The following is a 19,953-nucleotide window of genomic DNA, read 5'->3' as shown; positions in this document are numbered from 1 at the left end:
CGGCCCGAAGGCCACGCGCGCGGGGGCTCAGCTCAGGAGGCGGTGGTGGTCGACGGTCTGCCGCCGATCCCGAACAGCAGGCCGCGGGAGCGTCGGACGCGCGGGGCGGTGTGGAGGTGGCGGCTGAAGCGGCGCTCGAGGCGGCGCCAGCCGAACGTGACGAGCGTGACGATCGCGATGTAGATCGCAGCGGCGGCGGTGTAGAACTCGAACGGCAGCTCGTAGAACTGCGCCCACCGCTGGCTCTCGCGCAGCAGCTCCGCGACGCCGATCGCCGACAGGATCGAGGTGTCCTTGATGATGTCGACGAAGACGTTGCCCATCGCCGGCAGCGTGATCTGCGTGACCTGCGGCAGGTGGATCTTGCCGAACCACGTCCGCTTCGGCAGGCCGCAGGCCAGCGCCGCCTCCTTCTGCCCGGGCGGGACCGCCTCGTAGCCGGCGCGGAAGATCTCCGCCAGGTAGGCGCTGTTGAGCAGCGCCAGCGCGAAGATGCCGGCCGGGATCGGCTCGAACTGGAAGCCGCCCTGCGCCGCGAGGCCGAAGAACAGCCACAGCAGCAGCACGTACAGCGCGATGCCGCGCAGCACCTGGATCAGCACGAAGCCGGCCCAGCTGATCGGGAGCGATCTCGACTGCCGCATCCCGGCGAGCACGAGGCCGCCGACGATCGCGATCGCGAACGAGACGACGGAGACGAGCGCCATCGTCCCGATGCCGCTCAGCAGCTCGCTGCGCATCTCCCAGACCGGCCCGAAGTCGAGGGCCGCGAACACGGTCGTCGTCATCGACGCACCCCCTTCGACATGCGCCGCTCGGCGACGCCGGCCGCGAGCGCGGCGACGAGCGTGACGGCGATCACGAGCACGGCCGCGGCCGTGTACAGCTCGAACGGCTTGAACTCGTTCACCGCGACCAGCTTGGCGGTGTAGAACATGTCGGCGAGGCCGATCACCGACAGCAGCGTCGCGCCCTTCAGCAGCATCACGAAGACGTTCATGCCGGGCGGGATCGCGGTCCGCAGCGCCTGCGGGAAGATCACCAGCCGGAAGGTCTGCCAGCGCGACAGGCCGATCGCGGCCGCGCCCTCACGCTGCCCGGACGGCACCGCCGAGAAGGCGGTGCGGTAGATCTCGGACATGTAGCCCGAGCCGGTCAGGCCGAGCGACAGCGCGCCGGCGAGGAAGGCGGTGAGGCTGAAGAGGCCCTCCTGCGCCGCGGCGTAGTAGAGCCAGAAGATCACGATCAGCAGCGGCACGCCGCGCGCCAGCCCGACCCACAGGGTCGCCGGCACGCGCAGCAGCGGCGACTGCGACCGCCCGGCGAGCGCGAGCGGCAGGCCCAGCAGCGCGGCGATCGCGAAGCCGAGCGCGGCGACCTCGACCGTCAGCAGGAGCCCGTCGAGCAGCTCGCTCGAATGGTCCGAGATGACGGTCGTGTCGAAGGCGAACACCATCGCGCGCTCACCCGTGGTTGATCGACTTCAGGAAGGCCCGCGTGCGCTCGTGCTGCGGCGACTTGAACTGCTCGGGCGTCCCCTGCTCGACGATCCCGCCTCTGTCCATGAAGATGACGCGGTCGGCGACGTCCATCGCGAAGCGCATCTCGTGGGTGACGACCATCATCGTCATGCCGCCGGCCGCGAGGTCGCGCATGATTTGCAGCACGCCGCCGACCAGCTCCGGGTCGAGCGCCGAGGTCGCCTCGTCGAACAGCATCAGCTTCGGCTCCAGCGCCAGCGCGCGGGCGATCGCGACGCGCTGCTTCTGACCGCCGGAGAGCTGCTCGGGGTAGGCGGCGGCCTTCTCGGCCATGCCGACCTTCCCCAGCTCCTCGACGGCGCGCGCGTCGGCCGCCTTCTTGCCGAGCCCGCAGGTCTTGCGCAGGCCGAGCGCCACGTTCTCCCGCACGGTCAGGTGCGGGAAGACGTTGAACTGCTGGAAGACCATGCCGACCTGCGTGCGGAGTCTCGTGAGGCGCTGCTCCTCCGGTATGCCGAGCGCCGGGATCCAGCGATGGTCCTTCGGCGGGCGGTACTCCTCGCCGTCGAAGACGATCGTGCCGGTGGTCGGCGGGGCGATGAAGTTGACGCAGCGCAGCAGCGTCGACTTGCCGGAGCCGCTCGGCCCGATGACGCAGACGACCTCGCCCCTCTCCACCTGGAGGTCCGTCGGATGGAGGACGGTCGTCTCACCGAACTGCTTGGTCACCTGCCGGAGCTCCAGCAGGGACGAGGTCGAAGCGCTCATCAGGCGTAGGCGGCAGCCAGGTAGGGGTCCTTCACGGGCGCCGACTGGACGCCGTATCTCTCGATGTCCGAGGCGACGAACTGCTGCCACAGGTTGGCGAGCGTCAGGTCGCTGGCCTTCTGCTGCAGGAAGGTCGTGACGAACTGCTGCAGGATGATGTCGCCCTGCGGCAGGAAGTACGTGTTCCAGGCGGTCGCGACCGGTCTCGGCTGGATCAGCTCGAGGCCCTTGCGGCGGGCGTCGCCGATCGCGTAGTCGCCGACGAACAGCGCGTCCGAGCGGCCGGTCGAGACGTCGGCGGTCGCGGCGACGTCGTCGGGCAGCTCCTTGCGCTTCGCCTTCGGGAACAGCAGCTTGGCGGTGTTGACCTGGGCCGAGCCGGCGAGCAGCGCGATCGTCTTGCTGCCGTCGTTGAGCTGCTCGATTCTGGAGAGGCCGAGCCCTCTGCGCTGGAACAGGTAGGTGCCCTCGAGGAAGGCGGGAGCGGCGGCGAAGGCGACCTCGAGCGCGCGCTCGGCGGTGTTGACGACCGGGATGCCGACCATGTCGAAGCGACCGGCCTTCTGCGCCGAGATCAGCTCCTGGAACGGCACCTCGACCCACTCGGCCTCGGCGCCGAGCGCGGCCGCGAGCAGCTTGGAGACCTCGATCGAGTAGCCGGTCGGCTCCTTCGATCTCGGGTCGCGGTACTGCAGCGGCGCGAACGAGAGGTCGACGCCGAAGCGGACCTTCTTGTCCTTCTTGATGCGTGCGAGCGCGCTCTCGCCGGCGGCGGCGGCGCCGGAGCTGGCGGAGCTGTCCTCGCTCTTGGTCAGGCCGCAGCCGGTGACGGCGCCGGCCGCGAGCACGCCGGCGCCAGCGAGCAGCATCCGGCGGCGGGTGGCCTGCGTTGCCTCTGCTCTTGGAGCACTCTCGTGGTGATCCACTGTCTCTCCTGCTTCCGTTCAGCCCCGCCGCTGTGGGGTGCGGCGAGACGTTCGTGGGGGGATTGCGATCGCCATGACGGACGGCGAAGCGGTGTCAGCCAGGCGAATGTTCGCATATCGCGCGAGAGGGCGCAATGCGCACGACCGAGTGCGCTCCTTCCTGGATAGCAGGGGCCTGGCGCGCTCCCACGCCATCTGCCTGTCGCACAAATGACGCGAAATGCGCACACCTTGCCGATCAAAAACACGGTGCGACGAGATCTGCGCGTCCGGGCGGTCGCCGGAGAGACCCTTCCGTGCGCCATGCGCACCTGCCGGACGCGGTGCGAACGCGGCGCGGTGGCGCCGTCAGCCGAAGCGCGACGGGTGGAACGGGGCGAGGTCGAACGGGACCTCGACGCCGCGCGCGAGCGCGGCGAGGATCTCGCCCATCACCGGGCCGGCGGAGAAGCCAAGGTACGGGAAGGTCCCGACGACCAGCCCCGGGGCGACGTCGTCGAGCGCGGCGATGATCGGCATCTCGTCGGGCACGCCGTTGTTGACGCCGACCCACGTCCGCAGCAGCCGCGCGCGGCCGACCGCCGGCACCACCCGTCGCGCGACGGCGAGGTTGCGGCGGACGCCGTCGAGGTCGACGGCCGGACGGCCGGTGCGGGGGTGGACGGTCGCCGGCCAGCCGCCGCCGATCAGCAGCGAGCCGATCCCCGCCTGCTTGAGCGTCAGTCTGTCGCCCGCGAAGTAGACGAGGTGGGGGACGAGCGGCGTCACGACCTCGGTCACGTTGACCTGCATCGGATGGCCCTCGATCGGCAACTCGACGCCGAGCATGCGGCCGAGCGGCGCGGTGTCGGCGCCGGCGCAGAGGACCAGTCTCGGCGCGCGGAAGCGGCCACGCGTCGTGCTCAGCTCGAAGCCGTCGCGCGTGCGCTCGATCGCCTGCACCTCGCAGTGGCGCTCGATCCGGGCGCCGGCGCGCAGCGCGGCGGCCGCGAAGGCCGGCGTCGCCAGCAGCGGGTTGGCCTTGCCCTCGATCGGGCAGAGCTCGCCGCCGACCATCTCGTCGGCGACGTACGGGGCGACCCGCCGCAGGTCGTCGCGCGAGAGCAGCTGCGAGGCGACGCCGTGGGCGTTCTCGAGCGCCACCTTGCGCTCGATCATCCGCAGCTGCCTCTCGTCGGAGGCGACCAGCAGCCCGCCGCCCAGTCTCAGCTCGACGTCGACGCCGAGCTCGTCGTTCAGCCCCTTCCAGATCTCGACGGAGGCGTCCAGCAGCTCCAGCGACGGCGCCCATCTGCGCGCCCAGACCTCGCCGTTGTCGCGGAAGGGCGAGAACTGGATCTGGCCGTGCATCGAGCCGGCGTTGGCGCCGGAGGCCTGCGTGCCGAGGTCGAAGCGGTCGATCAGGACGGTCTCGACGCCGGCCTGCGCGAGCCGGTACGCGGTCGCAGCGCCGGTGATCCCGCCGCCGACGACGAGGACCTCAGTTGTCTGTGGAGGTGCGCTGACCACGGTGAGGGCGTATCGTACGTGATGTTCGCTGTTCGCACATTCGTTCGCAGAGGAGACCATGTCGGAGTTTCGTGGGAGCTACACCGTCACGATCACGCCGTTCACCGAGGACGGCGCCAACGTCGATCTGGACGCGATGAAGCGCCTGATCGACTGGAACCTCGCTGAGGGCGTCCCCGGCATCGTCGTCCTCGGCACGTCGGGCGAGTTCCTGTCGGTCAGCGACGAGGAGCGCACGGCGCTCGTCGAGACGGCCGTGAGACACGTCGCCGGCCGCGTGCCGGTGCTGGTCGGCACCGCCAACATGCACACGCCCAACGCGGTCCGCTACAGCCGCGAGGCGGTCGCCCTCGGCGCCGACGGCCTGATGATCTCGCCGCCGTACTACATCACCCCGACCGAGGACGAGATGGCCGGCTACTACGCCGCGATCTGCGACGCGGTCGACGTGCCGATCATGCTCTACAACAACCCGCACACGACCAACGTCGACATGTCGGCGAGATTCGTCGCGCAGCTGACGCGGGACCACGAGCAGATCCGCTACATCAAGGAGGCGAGCACCGACGTCGCGCGCGTCTACGACGTGATCGAGGCGACCGACGGCGTCATGAACGTCTTCGCCGGCGAGCGGATCGTCGAGTCCTACCTGCTCGGCGCCGTCGGCTACGTCAACCCGTTCGGCAACTACACGCCGCGCCCCTCGCGCGTGATCTGCGACCTGATCGACGCCGGCCGCGTCGAGGAGGCCAAGCAGATCGAGGTGCTGCTCGACAAGATCGACTTCATCCTCCAGGACGGCCATCCGCTCTACGGCTACCAGTGCTACTCGAAGGCGCTCGCGGCCGCGGCCGGCTACCCGGTCGGCGACGTCCGCCCGCCGCTGAAGTCGTTCAGATCGCTCGGCGCCGAGGGCGAGGCGAAGGTCGCCGAGCTGCGCGCCGTGATCGTCGAGATGGAGGAGCTGACGGCGAAGTTCGAGGCCGCCGCCCCCGTCTCCCCCGCGTCGGCCGCCGCCTGAGCGGCCGACCGCCCGGACGCGCCGCGGCGGCGCGCCCGGGCGGAGCACCGGCGCTCCGCCGTCGCCGCGCGACAGCGGAGCGCCAGCGCGCCGCGCGCTGCGATCAGCGGACGTAGGAGGCGCCGTTGACGTCGAGCGTCGCACCCGTCAGATGCCGGCAGCGGCCGGTCGCGAGGTAGCAGACGAGGTCGGCGAGGTCCGACGGCGGGACCCACTCCTTCATCGCGAGGCTGGCGGTCAGCGCCTCCTCGCCGCCGGTCCGCTGCGCCGAGACCTCCGACATCTGCGTCCGCACGATGCCCGGCGCGACGACGTATGCGAGCACGCCGTCGACGGCGTGGGCGCGCGCGATCGTCTGCGTCGCGGCCTTGATCGCCGCCTTCGACGCCGAGTAGGCGGTCAGGTCGGGGTTGCCGGCGCCGCGCTGCGCGGCCCAGCTGGAGATCGTCACGATCACGCCGCCGCCGCGCTCGAGGTGGTGGCGGGTCGCGTCGCGCAGCAGCGACGCCGGGCCCTTCACGTTGACGTCGAGCGAGCGCGCCCACGCCGCGTCCCACTGGTCGTCGTCGGCCGCGAGCGGGGAGTCGAGCATCACGGCCGCGTTGTTGACGAGCACGTCGACGCGGCCGCGCCAGGCGACCGCCTCGCGCCACAGGCCGCGGACGGCGCCGAGGTCGGCGAGGTCGGCCTGGACGAGCAGCTTGCGGTCGGCCGGGATCGCCGCGGTCGCCGCCTCCGCGCCGGCGCGGTCGCCGCCGTAGTGGGCGACGACGTGGGCGCCGGCAGCGCCGAGCGCCTCCGCGGTCGCGGCGCCGATGCCCTTCGAGGCGCCGGTCAGCAGGATCGTCCTGCCGCTGAGATCGTGCATGTCGGATGCTCCTTCAGTTGCTGGTGGTGCGGCGCCCGCGCCGCGGGGCGCGGGCGCGGATCAGGGGACGCCGGCGTCGACGGCGAGCACCTGGCCGGTGATGCCGGACGCCAGGTCGCTGGCGAGGAAGAGGACGGCGTCGGCGACCTCCTCGGCGGTCGCGATGCGGCCGAGCGCGGTCTCGCCCGCCGCCGCGGCGAGCGCCTCGTCGGCGGCGAGGCCGCCGGCCGCGGCGCGTCTCGCCATGCGGTCGAGCAGCGCGTCGGTCGCGATCGCGCCGGGCGCGACGGCGTTGACGCGGATGCCGTCGCGGCCGAGGTCGAGCGCGGTCGCGCGGACGATCCCGACGACCGCGTGCTTGGTGGCGCTGTAGAGCGCCTGCCGCGGATGGGCCTTGCGCGCGTTGATCGACGCGAGCGCGATCACGGAGGCGGTCGCGCGGGCGGCCGGCGGGGCCGCGGCGGCGAGCCCCTGCGCGGCGGGCGGCCCCGGCGCGGCGGCGGCGGGCGGGGCCGCGGCGGCGGCCTTGAGGGCGGGGACGGCGGCGGCGATCGTGGTCGCGACGCCGCGGACGTTGACGGCGCTGACGCGGTCCCACTCGTCCGCTTCGATCGCGGCGGTCTCGCGCCACGGCGGCACGACGCCGGCGTTGGCGACGACGACGTCGAGGCGGCCGAAGCGCTCGACGCAGGCGGCGACGGCGGCGCGCAGCGCCTGCTCGTCGGTGACGTCGGCGGCGTGGGCGACCCAGCCGTCGGGCGGCGTCGCGCCGGCGACGTCGCGGTCGAGCGCGACGCCGCGGGCGCCGGCCGCGGCGAGCGTCCGCGCGATCGTCGCGCCGAGGCCGTTGGCGCCGCCGGTGACGAGCGCGACGCGGCCGTGCAGGAGCGGGAGGGGAGCTGGGGCGGTCATGGCTGGACCTCGGTCGGGGCGGCGGTGGGGACGTGCGCGATCGCGTCGAGCGTGACACGGACCCCGTCGATCGCCGGCGGCCCGGCGACGGGCAGCGCGATCACGACCGGCGGGTCGGCCGGGAAGGCCTCGCGCACGAGCGCGTGGACGGCGTCGATCGCCTCCCGGTCGGCGGCGAAGGCGCGCAGCACGAGCAGCTCGCCGAGCGACGTGCCGCCGGCCTCGCAGAGCGCGCGCACGCGCTCGAAGGCGACCGCCGCCTGCGCGGTCGCGCCGGAGCCCGCCGGGAGGCCGTCGGGGTCGGCCGCGCACTGCCCGGAGACCCACAGCAGGCCGGCGGCGGAGACGGCGCCGGAGGCGGCGCCGAGCACGCCGGAGCCGTCGGGCACGACGGTCGCGGGGCCGGCGTCGCGGCGCACCGCGCGGCACATCGTCATGTAGCGGACGGCGTTCTCGCCATGGCCGCGCGCGCCGGCCCGGCGCGGCGACGCGAGCCCGGTCACCGGCACGACGGTGCGCGCCGGCGGCGCCTGCGGGAAGGCCCGCTCCCAGACGTCGTCGAGCTCGCGCAGGTCGGCGGTGTCGGCGACCATCACGGTCGCGTGGACGACGTGGGCGAGGTCGCTCCCGGCCGCCTCCAGGCGCTCGGAGAGGAGCGCGAGGTTGTGCTCGGCCTCGGCCGCGATCTCGCTGCCGAACCAGGTCCAGTCGGGCTGGCGCACGTCGGGGTGGACGCCGGCGCCGAGCTCGAAGGCGACGTCGCCGAGCGTGAACAGGTACGGACCGGCGCCGACGACCTCGGCGTACGGCGCCTCGCGCATCGTGGGGTCGGGGAGGTGCGCGGCGGCGTCGCCCCTGAAGGGGACGACGATCTCCTTCGCGCGGCCGCCCTGCGGCAGCGCGGCGATCAGCAGCGCGTTGACGACCGCCTCCGGCGGCGCCATCGGCCCGCTCGCGGCGAGCGCGCTCGCCGGCCGCCGGGTCGCGATCCCGCGCGGTCCGCGCAGCGTCGTCAGGTAGCCGTAGGCGTGGGCGCCGGTGGCGACGTACTGCTCCAGCTGGACGAGGTCGTCGAGGCCGGCGCCGAGCGGCGCCAGCAGCGCGGCGCCGCCGTCGAGCAGCGCCTGCGCCTGCGCCCGCGCGTGCGCGGTCGGCGAGCGGCGGTAGGGATGGGCGACCGCCGCCTCTGCTGCGAGCCGGCCGTCGGGCCCGCGGGCCGGCCCGCCGAGGAAGGCGTAGCCGGCCGCGGCCGCGAGCCGGGAGCTGTAGACGTCGGCGCCGTCGACGAGGCCGCTGACGACCCGCCCGCTCACGCGACGATCAGCGACTCCAGGTCGAGCGGGAAGCGGTTGAGCGCCTCCGCGCCGTCGGCGGTCACCAGCACGGTGTCCTCGATGTGGATCGGGGTGTCGCGGGCGAGGAAGGCGCCGGGATCGATCGTGAAGACCATCCCCTCCTCCAGCGGCTCGTCGTTGCCGACCTGCAGCAGCGGCGGCTCGTGGATCGGCGCGAGGCCGACGCCGTGGCCGATCTTCCACACCTGTCTGTAGCCGGCCGCCTCCATCGTCGCCGCGGCGACCCGGTGGATCTCCTGCGCCGGGACGCCCGGGCGGACCGCCGCCATCGCGGCGTCGTAGGCGGCGTGGGTCGCCGCGTACAGTCTGCGCGCCTCGGCGGAGGGCTCGCCGAGGAAGAGGTTGCGGGCCGTGTCGGCGTGGTAGCCGCCGTGCGAGCCGGGGAAGAGGTCGAGGTCGACGACCTCGCCGGCCGCGAAGGGACGGTCGCTGAGGTGATGGAAGACGCCCGACAGCGCCAGCTCGCCGGAGCCGGCCGCCAGCATCGCGCGCACGACCTCGGCGCCGGCCTCCGCGACCGTCACTCCCGGCCGGATCACCTCGAAGGCGCGCCGGTAGCCGGCGTCGTGGGCGGCGCACGCCTTGCGCAGATGCTCGACCTCGGCGGCGTCCTTGACCGCGCGCAGGCGGTCGAAGACGGCCGAGCTGCGGCGCAGCCGCACCTCGGGCGCGACCTGCGCCAGCAGGTCGGCGTCGCCGAGCCAGAGCGCGTCGTCGGCCCCCAGCTGCCCGGCCGACACGCCGGCGGAGGCGAGCGCGGCGCGCAGCGCCGGCGCCGGGTCCTCGCCGTCGACGTACTGGAAGACGTGGTCGACCGGGATCCGCTCGAGGTCGAAGATGTCGGCGTGCATCTTGCTGACGACCAGCGCCGGGTCGCCGTCGACCGGCACGATCAGCACCGACGCCCACAGCGGCCAGCCGCCGGGATGGGCGTTCTCCTCCGTCAGCCACGTGAAGTTGGCGCCGGCGGTCACGTAGAGGCCGTCGAGCCCGGCGGCCTCGGCCAGTCTGCGCGCCCGCTCGTAGCGCGTCCGCAGCGCGCTCATGCCGCCGCCCCCGCCGGGATGCCGGCCTTCGCGCGGACGGCGGCCGCGGCCATCGCGACGGCGCCGCGACCGGGGTCGAGCACCGGCACGCCGAGCGCCGCGCGGAACGGGTCGAGCATCTCGCCGGTCCAGAAGGTGCAGCCGGCGTAGACGACGCCGGCGCCGCGCTCCACCGAGCCGCGCGCCAGCTCGAGCGCCCGTCCGCTCAGCACCTCGCGGTGGCGCTCGATCACGGCCATCGTCTCGGCCTCGTGGTCGGCGCCGCCGTGCGTCTCCGGGTAGTCCATCGGGATCGTGTGGACCTCGGCGACGAGGTGGTCGAGGCCGTAGAGGCGGGCGAGATCCTTGAAGAGGATCGCCGCCTCGAAGCCGTCGGCGACGAGGATCGCGACCCGCTGATGGAGCTGCGCGGCGAGATGGAGCGCGCTGTCGAGCGGAGCGGTGACGGGGATCTCGAAGGCGCGGCGCGCCTCCAGCAGCGTCGGATCGCCGCTGCAGCCGATCACGGCCGCGTCGCAGCCGTCGGCCTGCGCCTTCGCCAGCGCCTCGAGGATCGCCCCGTGGGAGGCGGTCGCCGGCGGCAGGAAGGGGCTGTCGGAGTCGGCGCCGGCCTGCGCGTGGACGACCTCGATCTCGGCGTCGGCTCCGCCGGCGCCGGCCAGCTGGCGCGCGAAGTACGCGTCGATCGCGTCGCTCCCGACCGGATTGACGTATCGGATCCGCATCCTGCTCCTTGTTGGTCGTGCGTCGCCGGCGGCCTCAGGCGCCGGCCGTGTCAAGCGGCCCCTGCGCGCCGCGCCAGCAGCGGGCGCGGCGATCGGGCCCGGTCTCCGCGAGCGGCTGCGGCTCCCTGCAGCGGTCGACCGCCAGCGGGCAGCGGCCGACGAGCCGGCAGCCCCTCTCGTCCGCGGTCGGGTAGCGCAGCGAGCCGCGGATGCGGACGTTCGCGTCGCGCTCGGCGTCGCGGTCGGCGAGGTCGTGGGCGTACAGCAGCCCACGCGTGTACGGATGGCGGGGATCGTCGAAGACCTCGTGCGTCGGGCCCTCCTCGACGACCTGGCCGAGGTACATCACGACGACGCGCTCGGCGACCATCCGCACGGTGCGCAGGTCGTGGGTGACGATCAGGTAGGTGAGGTCGTGGTCGCGCTGCAGGCGCGCGAGCAGCTCCAGCACCTGGCCCTGGATCGACATGTCGAGCGCCGAGGTCGGCTCGTCCATCACGACCAGCTTCGGCGTCACCGACAGCGCGCGGGCGATGCCGGCGCGCTGCAGCTCGCCGCCGCTGACGTCTCGCGGCCGCAGGTCGGCGAAGCGGGCCGACAGGCCGGCCTCCTCCAGCAGCTCGCGGACGCGCGCGTCGGGGTCGCCCGCGGGCGGGCGCAGCCGCATCGTCTCCTTGATCGAGGAGCCGATCGTGTGCATCGGGTCGAACGAGGTGAGCGGGTTCTGGAAGACCATCTGGACGTCCGCGCGGAAGCGGCGGAAGTCGCGCTCGGAGAGGCCCTGGACCTGCTCGCCGCCGAACAGGATCTCGCCCGAGTCGGCCTTGTGCAGATGGAGGATCAGCCGCGCCAGCGTCGACTTGCCCGAGCCGCTCTCGCCGACGAGCGCGGTCGTGCTGCCCTGCTCGAGCCGCAGGTCGATGCCGTCGACGGCCGGGACCGCGACGCCTCTGCGGCGCGCCAGCAGGCCGCGCGGCGCGAACGTCTTGCGCAGCTCGCGCAGCTCGAGGACCGGCGCGGCGGTCGTCTCCGAGGTCACTGATGGTGGCATGAGGCCCAGTGGTGGGGTCGGAGCTCTGAGAGCTCGGGTTGGCGGGTGCGGCAGCTGTCGGTCGCCTGCTCGCAGCGGGGCGCGAAGACGCAGCCCCTGCGCGGCGTGCCGGGCGCGGGGATGCGGCCCGGGATGTAGGCGATCTCGCCGTCGGCCGGCTCCAGGCAGCGGACGAGCCCGGCGGTGTAGGGGCTCAACGGGTTGCCGAGCACCTCCTCGGTGGCGCCGAACTCGAGCAGCTCGCCGGCGTAGACGACCGCGACGTGGTCGCACATCGCGCGGATCACGCCGAGGTCGTGCGAGATCAGCAGCAGCGCCGCCTCGCGCTCGCGCACCGAGCCGTCGATCACGTCGAGCACCTGCGCCTGGATCGTCGCGTCGAGGCCGGTCGTCGGCTCGTCGGCGATCAGCAGCGCCGGGTCGCAGATCAGCGCCATCGCGATCGCGACGCGCTGCGCCATGCCGCCGCTGAAGTGGTGCGGGTAGTCGTTGGCGCGCGATCTCGCGTCGGCGATCCCGAGCCGGTCGAGCAGCTCGACCGTCCGCTCGCGGGCCGCCTCCTTCGAGACGCCGGTGTGGGTCCGGCAGACGCGCGCGATCTGCTCGCCGACCGGCATCAGCGGGTTCAGCGAGGTGACCGCGTTCTGGTAGACGATCGAGATCTCGCGGCCGCGGATCGCGCGCAGCTCGCGCTCGGGCAGGCCCGACAGCTCGCGGTCGCGCAGGCGGACGCTGCCGGCGGTCGCGCGCACGCCGTCGGGCAGCAGCCCGAGGACCGCGGCGGCGGTCATCGACTTGCCCGAGCCGCTCTCGCCGACGATGCCGACGCGCGCGCCCGCCGGCACCGCCAGCTCCATCCCGTGCAGCAGCTTCACGCCGGCGGCGGTCGCGACCTCCAGGCCGGCGACCTCCAGCAGCGGCTCGCCGGGGAGCCCGCGCAGCGCGGTGCGCCGCTCCCGCGGCGTCGTCTCAGTGGTCATACGCCCTCGCAAGCTGGCGGCCGATGCCGCCGAACGCCATCACCGCGAGCAGCACCGCGAAGCCGGGGAAGACCGAGATCCACCAGTCCCCGTCGACGATGCGGCCCGCGCCCTGCTGGATCATCGACCCCCACTCCGGCTCGGGGACCGGGACGCCGAGGCCGAGGAAGCTGAGCCCGGCGACGATCTGCAGCGCGTAGGCGCAGGAGATCGACAGCTGGGAGGCGACCGGCCCGAGCGCGTTGGGCAGCACGTGCCGCACGATGATCGCGGGCGCGCGCAGCCCCGCGCAGGTCGCGGCCGCGATGTAGTCGAGCGACTTCATCGGCAGCACGACCGCGCGAGTGAGCTTGAAGAAGATCGGCGCGTTGACGAAGCCGACGATGCCGATCAGGACCGTGCGGTTGTTGCCCATCGCGGCGAAGACCATCAGCGCGAAGAGGAACAGCGGGATCGACTGGATGATCTCCGCGAAGCGGTTGAGGCCCTCGTCGAGCCAGCCGCCGAGATATCCGCTGGCGGCGCCGAGCGGGACGCCGACCGCGAGCGAGATCGCGACGCCGACGAAGGCGATCGTGAAGTCGGTGCGCGTCGCCCACAGCACGCGCGAGAAGACGTCCATGCCGTTCTGGTCGGTGCCGAACAGATGGGTTCCCGACGGCGGCAGCAGTCTCGCTGTCAGGTCGGCGCGGACCGGGTCGAACGGCGCGATCAGCGGCGCGAAGATCGCGACCAGGCCGAACAGCAGCAGCAGCGCCCACCAGCCGGTGAGGAAGAAGCCGGCGCGGCCGGCGCGGGCGCGCAGCCCGCGCCGCGGCCCCTGGGGACGGGGCTCCGGGCCGAGGTCGTCGGCGGTGTGGAGGGCGATTTCCGGCCCCTGGCCGGCGCCCTCGAGCCTTCCGACGCTCATGACGCCCCCTCTCGCACGCGCGGGTCGATCGCCATCGAGACGAGATCGGCGATCAGGTAGACGAGGATGTAGATCGCCGACGCCAGCAGCACGACGCCGAGCACCGGCTCGTAGTCGAAGCGCTGCATGCTCTGGACGGCGTAGAGGCCGATGCCCGGCCACGAGAAGACCGTCTCGACGAGCACGGTGCCGCCGATCAGGAAGCCGAAGGTCATCGCCGTCATCGTGAAGACGGGGACGAGCGAGTTCTTCAGCGCGTACCAGCGCACCGTCCGCTCCGGCAGGCCGAAGCTGCGCGCGCCGCGCACGTAGTTGGAGCGCAGCGCTCCGATCATCGTGTTGCGCGTCAGCTGCAGGATCGGCGGGCAGGAGGTCAGCGCCAGCGTGATCGCAGGGAGCGCGAGGTACTTCAGCGAGCTGCCGAACGCTCTCAGGTCGCCCGCCAGCAGCGAGTCGACCGTCAAGAGGCCGGTCACTCTCGCCGGCGCGGCCGTGCCGATGTCGAGCCGTCCGACCGGCGGCGGCGTGATGCCGAGCAGGTAGGTGAACAGCAGCACCAGCAGCAGGCCGCAGAAGAAGCTCGGGATCGCGACCCCGAACTCGACGATCGCCTGGCTGACGCGGTCGACCCACCCGCCGGGGCGGGTCGCCGCGATCACGCCGAGCGGGACGGTCCACAGCAGGCCGAGGAAGAGGCCCGCCAGTGCCAGCTCCAACGTCGCGGGGAGCCGGTTGGCGAGCTCCTCGGTGACCGGCAACTGCGTGTAGCGCGAGACGCCGAGGTCGCCCTGGAGCAGGTTCCCGATGTAGGTGAGGAACTGCTCGACGATCGGCTTGTCGTAGCCCAGCTCTCTTCTCAACGCCGCGATCTGCTCCGGCGTCGCGCGCGCTCCCAGGATCAGGTTGACCGGATCGCCGAGCAGGCGCGTGACGACGAAGACGAGCAGCGCGACGCCGAACAGCGCCAGGAGCGCCGCCGCGACGCGGCGCCCCAGGTAGACGAGCCAGAAGGACGAGCTTCTCATCCGAGCATCGCTCCAGTCGGTCGCTGCGGGCCGGCGCCTACCGTCTCAGCAGGCGGTAGGTGAGCAGGCCGTCCGGCTCCCAGAGGACGCCTCTGATGTCCTCGCGGACCGGCAGCCGGAAGTTCGGCTCGCCGAGCGAGATCATCGGGACGTCGTTGGCGAGCTCTCTCTGGATCGTCGAGGCGAGCTCTCTGCGCTTGCCCTCGTCGAGCGTTCTCGCCAGCTCCGCGCCGGCTCTGTCGACGACCGGGTTGGAGTAGCCGTACCAGTTGACGACCGATCTGGTCATCCACGTGAGGAAGGCCATGTAGTACGGGTCGTCGACGTACGGCCCCATGCCGGAGCGGATCCACGCCTGCGCGCTTCTTCTGCCCAGGTTCTCCTGGAACTGCGCGGCGTTGAGCTTTCTGATGTTCATCGTCACGCCGATGTCGGCGAGCGCGGTCTGGACCGGGATCGCGAGCGCCTCGGCGTCGGCGTCGGCGTCGCTGATCTCGACGTCGAAAGTGAGGTTGTCGACGCCGGCCTCAGCGAGCAGGCTTCTCGCCTTCTCGACGTCGGTCGCGTACGGGCTCGGGATCGAGTCGTCGTACCAGACCGACTGGGTCGGCCAGACGCCCGGGGCGCTCGACTCGCCGCCGAGGACGTTGTCCCTGAGCGAGTCGTACGGGATCGCGGCGGCGATCGCCTGGCGGACGCGCGCGTCGTCGAACGGCGCCTTGTCGCTGACGAAGCCGAGCTGGGTCTGCTGGAGGCCCGGCACGGAGACGACGCGGACGCCGTCGGCGTCGGCGAGACGGGTGATGCCGTCGGAGGTGAGGTCGGCGGCGATGTCGATCGTGCCGTTGCGCAGCAGCTGGGCGCGCTCGTCGGCCGACGGGATCACCTTCAGGACGACCCGCTCGAAGAACGGCGCCTCGGGGTAGTCCGGGTTCGCTCTCAGGACCAGCTGGTTGCCCGGCTGGTAGTCCTCGATCAGGTAGGCGCCGGTCGGCGCGCCCGTTCTGCCGACGAACGCTCTCGCCCACTCGTCGCCGCCCGTGGCGTTTCTTCTGACCAGCTCGGTGTCGACGAGACCGGCGTCCTGATCGCGCAGCATCGCGCCGACGATCGGCGACGGCTGGGGCAGCGACAGCTCGATCGTGCGGTCGTCGACCTTTCTGATCTGCTCGGGTCTCGTGACGCCAAGGATGTTCAGATCGAAGACCGAGGCCGCGTTGAGGCCGAGCAGACGGCTCGTCTTGTAGAGCATGTCGTCGGCGGTCAGCTGGCCGCTCGACGGCAGTCTGAAGCCCTCGCGGGCGGTCAGCGTGACCGTTCTGCCGTCTCTGCTGATTCTGTAGGACTCGAGCGCCTCGCCGACCGGCGGCTTGGAGAGGTCGGCTCTGAGGTCGCCGTCGCCGGCGTCGGCCGTCTCGTAGCGCGTCCACTGCGCGTAGATGTTCTTGAGCGTCTCGTTCGCGCGCTGCGCCTGGCCGAACTCGGGATCGAGCGTCTCGGGATCGCCGGCGACGCCGATCGTCAGCGTCGACGTGTCGCCCGAGGAGCCGCCGGCGCTGCCGCCGCCGCTGCTCGAGTCGCTGTCGCTGCCGCCGCAGGCGGCGAGCAGCGCCGCGAGCGCCACTGCGACGAGCGCGGCGCACACTGCGCGCAGGCGCCCGGCGCCGGGAAGGGTGGGTCTGCTGAACACGTACCTCTGCTCCTGCTAGCTGATCAGGCCGAGTCGACGGTCTTCGGCCACGGACTGCGCGGAGCGCTGCGCCGGGTCGCCCCAGCCGCCGCCTCCGCCGGTGAGCACCTCGATCACCGTGCCGGCCTCGACGGCCAGCGCATTGCACTTGAGCACCAGCTCCCGCTCGCCGCCCGGACGCGTCACCCAGACTTCGGGCGGCGCGCCGTCGCCGCCGCCGGCCAGGCCCCACGACGGTGTGTCGTGGCGCTCGAACCAGAGGCTGAGACGGCAGGCGTCGGTCGTCTCGTAGACGCGCACCGTGCCGAGGCCGCCGCGATGGGCGCCGGCCCCGCCGGAGCCCTCGCGCAGCGAGAACTCGCGCAGGCGCAGCGGGTACCGCTGCTCGATGATCTCGACGGGGAAGTTCTTGAAGTCGCCGGCGGCCGAGTGCACCAGCGCGCTCTCGCCGTCGCCGCCGGGGTGGGCGCCCCAGCCGCCGATCAGCGACTCGCCGCAGAGGAACGGCGCGTGGCCGCGCTCGTTGACGAAGGTGATGTTCCAGGAGTCGCCGACGTGGCCGGCGGCGGTGCGCTCCGGGATCGCCTCGCTGAGCGCGCGCACGAGCAGGTCCATCGCGAGCATCAGGTGCGGGCCGTAGTGGAGGCAGGCGGCCGTCGGCGAGGGGTCGAAGCAGCTGCCCTTCGGCACGACGATCTCGAGGTTGCGGAAGTTGCCGCCGCAGACCGGCGCGTCCGGGTTGACGACGAACTTGAACGCCTGCTGGATCGCCGAGTGGGTCTGGACGATGCCGCTGTTGACCGAGCCCTCGTTCTCGGGCGAGGAGCCCTCGAGGTCGACGATCATGCGGTCGCCGTCGATCGTCACCGTGACGACGACCGGGACCGGGTCGGCGTTGATGCCGTCGTTGTCGAGCGCGCCCTCGGCGCGGTAGGTGCCGTCGGGGATCGAGGCGACGGCAGCGCGGTCCTCGGCCTCGGCCTGCGCGAAGAAGCGCTCGGTCGCGGCCTCGACCTGCTCCCAGCCGTAGCGCGCGACGATCGAGCGGAAGCGCTCGACGCCGGTGCGGCAGGCGGTCACCTGGGCCATCATGTCGCCGACCAGCTCCGTCGGATAGCGCGAGTTGAGCGCGATCATGTCGATCAGCCGCCGGTCGCTCTCGCCGGCGTGGATGATCCGCATCGGCGGGATCCGCAGGCCCTCCTGGAAGATGTCGACGGAGTCCGACACGTAGCCGGCCTCCTTGGCGCCGATGTCGTTCCAGTGCGCCTTCGAGGCGGTGAAGCCGCGCAGCTCGCCGTCGACGAAGACCGGCGCGAACAGCGTCACGTCGTTGAGATGGCTGCCGCAGATCGCCGAGTCGTTGACGACCCAGACGTCGCCGTCGGAGAAGGCGTCGAGGCCGACCTGCTCGATCGCGAGCTTGATCGTGCCGGCGAGGCTGCCGAGGAAGAACGGCAGGCCGGGCGCCTGGCCGAGCAGGTCGCCGCGGACGTCGTAGAGGCCGACCGAGCAGTCCTTCATCTCGTAGATGACCGGGCTGTAGGCCGAGCGGCAGAGGTTGCGGCGCATCTGCTCGGCGCCCGACATGAAGGCGTGACGGACGACCTCGACCGTCGCGGGGGTGGGGATCGTTTGCGTCGACATCAGTCCTTCTCCAGCAGCAGGTGGCCGTCGGCGACGGGTCGTGCGGTCCAGCCGGGGCCGACGACCGTGGTGCAGGTCTGCTCCAGCACGATCGCCGGGCCCTGCACCGGGCCGGCGATCGCGGCGCGCGGCCACAGGGCCGCCTCCAGCTCGGCGCCGTCCTGAAGGTAGGTCGAGCTGCCGAGCGGCGAGCCGTCGGCGGCGGCGGGGGCGGCGCCGCCGCCGTCGCCGTTCGCGGAGCGCTCCAGCTCGGCGATCGCGGCGATCCGGATCGCGACGAACTCGACCGGCTGGTCGGCGCTCGCGTGGCCGTAGCGCTCGTGGTACGCGGCGTGGAAGCGCGCGACGAGCGCGTCGGAGTGGGCCGCCAGGTCGGCGACCTCGTGCTCGGCGAGCGGCAGCGTCAGCGTGTACTCCTGACCGAGGTAGCGCAGGTCGCCCGCGACCTCGAAGCGGACCGGGCGGCCGTCGACGCCGTCGGCGGCGAGCAGGCCCGCGACGCGCTGCTCCAGCTCGGCGGCGGCGCCGGGGAGGTCGGCCGGGGCGCGCTCGAGCGAGCGGTAGAAGGTCTGGACGGCGTCGTGGCGGACATCGCCCTGGAGCATTCCCCACGCGGAGAAGGCACCGGGCATCGCGGGCACGAGCACCCGTCTGATCTCCAGCTCCTCGGCGAGCGCGGTCGCGTGCAGGCCGCCGGCGCCGCCGAAGGCGCAGAGCACGAAGTCGCGCGGGTCGAGGCCGCGCTCGATCGTCAGCTCGCGGATCGCCTCGGCCATCGCGAAGTGGGCGATCTCGAGCGCCTGCTCGGCCAGCTCGGTCGCGCCGATGCCGAATCTCGCGCCGACCTGCTCCAGCGCGGCGATCGCGGCGTCGCGGTCGAGCTCCATCGAGCCGGCGAGGCGCTGGCCGGAGGGGAGCCGCCCGAGCGCGACGTTGGCGTCGGTGATCGTCGGCTCGGCGCCGCCGTTGCCGTAGGAGGCCGGGCCGGGACGGGCGCCGGCCGACTCGGGGCCGACGCGCAGCGCGCCGCCGACCTCGCGGATGAGGCTGCCGCCGCCGGCGCCGATCGTGTGGACCTCGACGGCCGGGGCGAGCACCGGCAGGCCCTGCAGCTCGAACTCCGACATCACGCCGGCCTCGCCGCCGCGCACGAGGCTGACGTCGAACGACGTGCCGCCCATGTCGATCGTGATCAAGTCCTCGAGGCCGAGCGCGGCGCCGGCGGCGCGCGTTCCGACGACGCCGCCGACGGGGCCGGAGAAGAGCGTCAGGATCGCCTTGTCGTCGGCGACGGCGGCGCTCATCATGCCGCCGTTGGACTCGGTGATGTAGACGGGGACCTGGAGGCCCTCGGCGGCGAGCGCTCTCGTCAGCTCGTCGAGGTATCTGCGCATGATCGGCGTGATGTACGCCGACATCACCGTCGTCGAGGTGCGCTCGTACTCGCGCCACTCGGGGGCGACGACGTGGCTGGTGACGACCGGCAGCCCGAGCTTCTCCGCGAGGCGGTCGGCGACCTGCTGCTCGTGGGCGCCGTCGGCGTAGCCGTGCAGCAGCGAGACGGCGACGGCGTCGAAGCCGCCGGCCGCGATCGCCTCCGCGGTGCGGTCGACCGAGGCGAGGTCGACCGGCTCGAGCTCTCTGCCGTCGGCGGCGATCCGCTCGTCGACCTCGAAGATCATCGCGCGGTCGACGAGCGCCTCCGGCTTGACGTAGTGGAGGTCGTACATCTGCGGGCGGTTGCCGCGGCCGATCGGATAGACGTCGCGGAAGCCGCGCGTCGTGACGAGCGCGACCTTGGCGCCGCGGCGCTCGAGGAGCGCGTTCAGACCGGCCGTCGTACCGTGGACGAACAGCTCGATCTCGGCGGCGGGGACCTCGCTCGCGCGCACGGCCGCGACGACACCGTCGACCAGATGGCCCGGGGTCGAGAGCACCTTCGCCGTGCTCAGCCGGCCCGCGGAGACGTCCTCCAGAACGAGATCCGTGAACGTGCCACCGATGTCGATCGCTACGCGATACGCCACTCCACTGCTCCC

At 72.8% G+C, this 19,953-nt stretch carries 18 protein-coding genes; 1 reads left to right on the top strand and 17 read right to left on the bottom strand.

The genetic code is table 11. The annotated features are described in order from the left end of the window. Nucleotides 1–32: 32 nt before the first annotated feature. The 5 genes from BDZ31_RS04600 to BDZ31_RS04580 all read right to left on the bottom strand — a co-directional run bounded on the left by BDZ31_RS04600 (nucleotide 33) and on the right by BDZ31_RS04580 (nucleotide 4,684). Nucleotides 33–788, bottom strand: coding sequence for an amino acid ABC transporter permease (locus BDZ31_RS04600; RefSeq protein ID WP_183339437.1), 756 nt, complete (start codon nucleotides 786–788; stop codon nucleotides 33–35). Beyond that, the gene (locus BDZ31_RS04595; protein ID WP_183339435.1) at nucleotides 785–1,456 is read right to left on the bottom strand and encodes an amino acid ABC transporter permease; all 672 of its coding nucleotides are present in this window, start codon (nucleotides 1,454–1,456) and stop codon (nucleotides 785–787) included. The genes BDZ31_RS04600 and BDZ31_RS04595 overlap by 4 nt, the downstream gene beginning before the upstream one ends. Before the next feature lie 7 nt (nucleotides 1,457–1,463). Beyond that, nucleotides 1,464–2,249, bottom strand: coding sequence for an amino acid ABC transporter ATP-binding protein (locus BDZ31_RS04590; RefSeq protein ID WP_343075519.1), 786 nt, complete (start codon nucleotides 2,247–2,249; stop codon nucleotides 1,464–1,466). Continuing rightward, nucleotides 2,249–3,118 carry a substrate-binding periplasmic protein gene (locus tag BDZ31_RS04585; protein ID WP_183339433.1) on the bottom strand — a complete coding sequence of 290 codons (870 nt, stop codon included), beginning with the start codon at nucleotides 3,116–3,118 and terminating at the stop codon, nucleotides 2,249–2,251. Before BDZ31_RS04585 ends, BDZ31_RS04590 begins: the two co-directional genes overlap by 1 nt. Nucleotides 3,119–3,523: 405 nt before the next feature. After that, nucleotides 3,524–4,684, bottom strand: coding sequence for an FAD-dependent oxidoreductase (locus BDZ31_RS04580; RefSeq protein WP_183339431.1), 1,161 nt, complete (start codon nucleotides 4,682–4,684; stop codon nucleotides 3,524–3,526). Between the two features lie 58 nt (nucleotides 4,685–4,742). On the opposite strand from BDZ31_RS04580, the gene BDZ31_RS04575 reads away from it, so the two are divergent. Beyond that, nucleotides 4,743–5,705: a dihydrodipicolinate synthase family protein gene (locus BDZ31_RS04575; protein WP_183339429.1), complete on the top strand. Its 963-nt coding sequence runs from the start codon at nucleotides 4,743–4,745 to the stop codon at nucleotides 5,703–5,705. 103 nt (nucleotides 5,706–5,808) lie between these two features. Here BDZ31_RS04575 and BDZ31_RS04570 read toward each other — a convergent pair whose 3' ends face one another. Genes BDZ31_RS04570 through BDZ31_RS04515 form a run of 12 tightly spaced genes read right to left on the bottom strand, consistent with a single transcriptional unit; the run spans nucleotide 5,809 to nucleotide 19,941 of the window. Further along, nucleotides 5,809–6,573, bottom strand: a complete 765-nt coding sequence (locus BDZ31_RS04570) for an SDR family NAD(P)-dependent oxidoreductase (RefSeq protein WP_183339427.1) — start codon at nucleotides 6,571–6,573, stop codon at nucleotides 5,809–5,811. Nucleotides 6,574–6,633: 60 nt separating this feature from the next. Beyond that, nucleotides 6,634–7,485, bottom strand: coding sequence for an SDR family NAD(P)-dependent oxidoreductase (locus BDZ31_RS04565; protein ID WP_183339425.1), 852 nt, complete (start codon nucleotides 7,483–7,485; stop codon nucleotides 6,634–6,636). Beyond that, a complete protein-coding gene (locus BDZ31_RS25810) occupies nucleotides 7,482–8,798 on the bottom strand; it encodes a Rid family hydrolase (protein ID WP_183339423.1) in 1,317 nt (438 codons plus the stop codon). The genes BDZ31_RS04565 and BDZ31_RS25810 overlap by 4 nt, the downstream gene beginning before the upstream one ends. After that, nucleotides 8,795–9,886, bottom strand: a complete 1,092-nt coding sequence (locus BDZ31_RS04555) for a M24 family metallopeptidase (protein ID WP_183339421.1) — start codon at nucleotides 9,884–9,886, stop codon at nucleotides 8,795–8,797. Before BDZ31_RS04555 ends, BDZ31_RS25810 begins: the two co-directional genes overlap by 4 nt. Next, the gene (locus BDZ31_RS04550; RefSeq protein ID WP_183339419.1) at nucleotides 9,883–10,611 is read right to left on the bottom strand and encodes an aspartate/glutamate racemase family protein; all 729 of its coding nucleotides are present in this window, start codon (nucleotides 10,609–10,611) and stop codon (nucleotides 9,883–9,885) included. The genes BDZ31_RS04555 and BDZ31_RS04550 overlap by 4 nt, the downstream gene beginning before the upstream one ends. A 34-nt stretch (nucleotides 10,612–10,645) precedes the next feature. Further along, on the bottom strand, nucleotides 10,646–11,662 hold the full coding sequence (locus BDZ31_RS04545) for an ABC transporter ATP-binding protein (protein WP_183339417.1): 1,017 nt from the start codon (nucleotides 11,660–11,662) through the stop codon (nucleotides 10,646–10,648). Beyond that, complete coding sequence (locus BDZ31_RS04540) at nucleotides 11,647–12,642, bottom strand: ABC transporter ATP-binding protein (RefSeq protein WP_183339415.1); 996 nt, start codon at nucleotides 12,640–12,642, stop codon at nucleotides 11,647–11,649. The genes BDZ31_RS04545 and BDZ31_RS04540 overlap by 16 nt, the downstream gene beginning before the upstream one ends. Continuing rightward, complete coding sequence (locus BDZ31_RS04535) at nucleotides 12,632–13,552, bottom strand: ABC transporter permease (RefSeq protein ID WP_183339413.1); 921 nt, start codon at nucleotides 13,550–13,552, stop codon at nucleotides 12,632–12,634. Before BDZ31_RS04535 ends, BDZ31_RS04540 begins: the two co-directional genes overlap by 11 nt. Beyond that, nucleotides 13,549–14,577, bottom strand: coding sequence for an ABC transporter permease (locus BDZ31_RS04530; RefSeq protein ID WP_183339411.1), 1,029 nt, complete (start codon nucleotides 14,575–14,577; stop codon nucleotides 13,549–13,551). Before BDZ31_RS04530 ends, BDZ31_RS04535 begins: the two co-directional genes overlap by 4 nt. A 37-nt stretch (nucleotides 14,578–14,614) precedes the next feature. Next, a complete protein-coding gene (locus BDZ31_RS04525) occupies nucleotides 14,615–16,267 on the bottom strand; it encodes an ABC transporter substrate-binding protein (protein ID WP_183339409.1) in 1,653 nt (550 codons plus the stop codon). Nucleotides 16,268–16,282: 15 nt separating this feature from the next. Then, nucleotides 16,283–17,914, bottom strand: a complete 1,632-nt coding sequence (locus BDZ31_RS04520) for a hydantoinase B/oxoprolinase family protein (RefSeq protein WP_183339407.1) — start codon at nucleotides 17,912–17,914, stop codon at nucleotides 16,283–16,285. Then, complete coding sequence (locus BDZ31_RS04515; protein ID WP_183339405.1) at nucleotides 17,914–19,941, bottom strand: hydantoinase/oxoprolinase family protein; 2,028 nt, start codon at nucleotides 19,939–19,941, stop codon at nucleotides 17,914–17,916. The genes BDZ31_RS04520 and BDZ31_RS04515 overlap by 1 nt, the downstream gene beginning before the upstream one ends. Between the last annotated feature and the right edge of the window lie 12 nt (nucleotides 19,942–19,953).

Origin of the sequence: Conexibacter arvalis, assembly GCF_014199525.1 — a bacterium.
Classification (GTDB): Bacteria; Actinomycetota; Thermoleophilia; order Solirubrobacterales; family Solirubrobacteraceae; genus Conexibacter; species Conexibacter arvalis.
The sequence above is the reverse complement of the archived record's forward strand: the minus strand, read 5'-3'. Positions and strand labels throughout refer to the sequence as shown.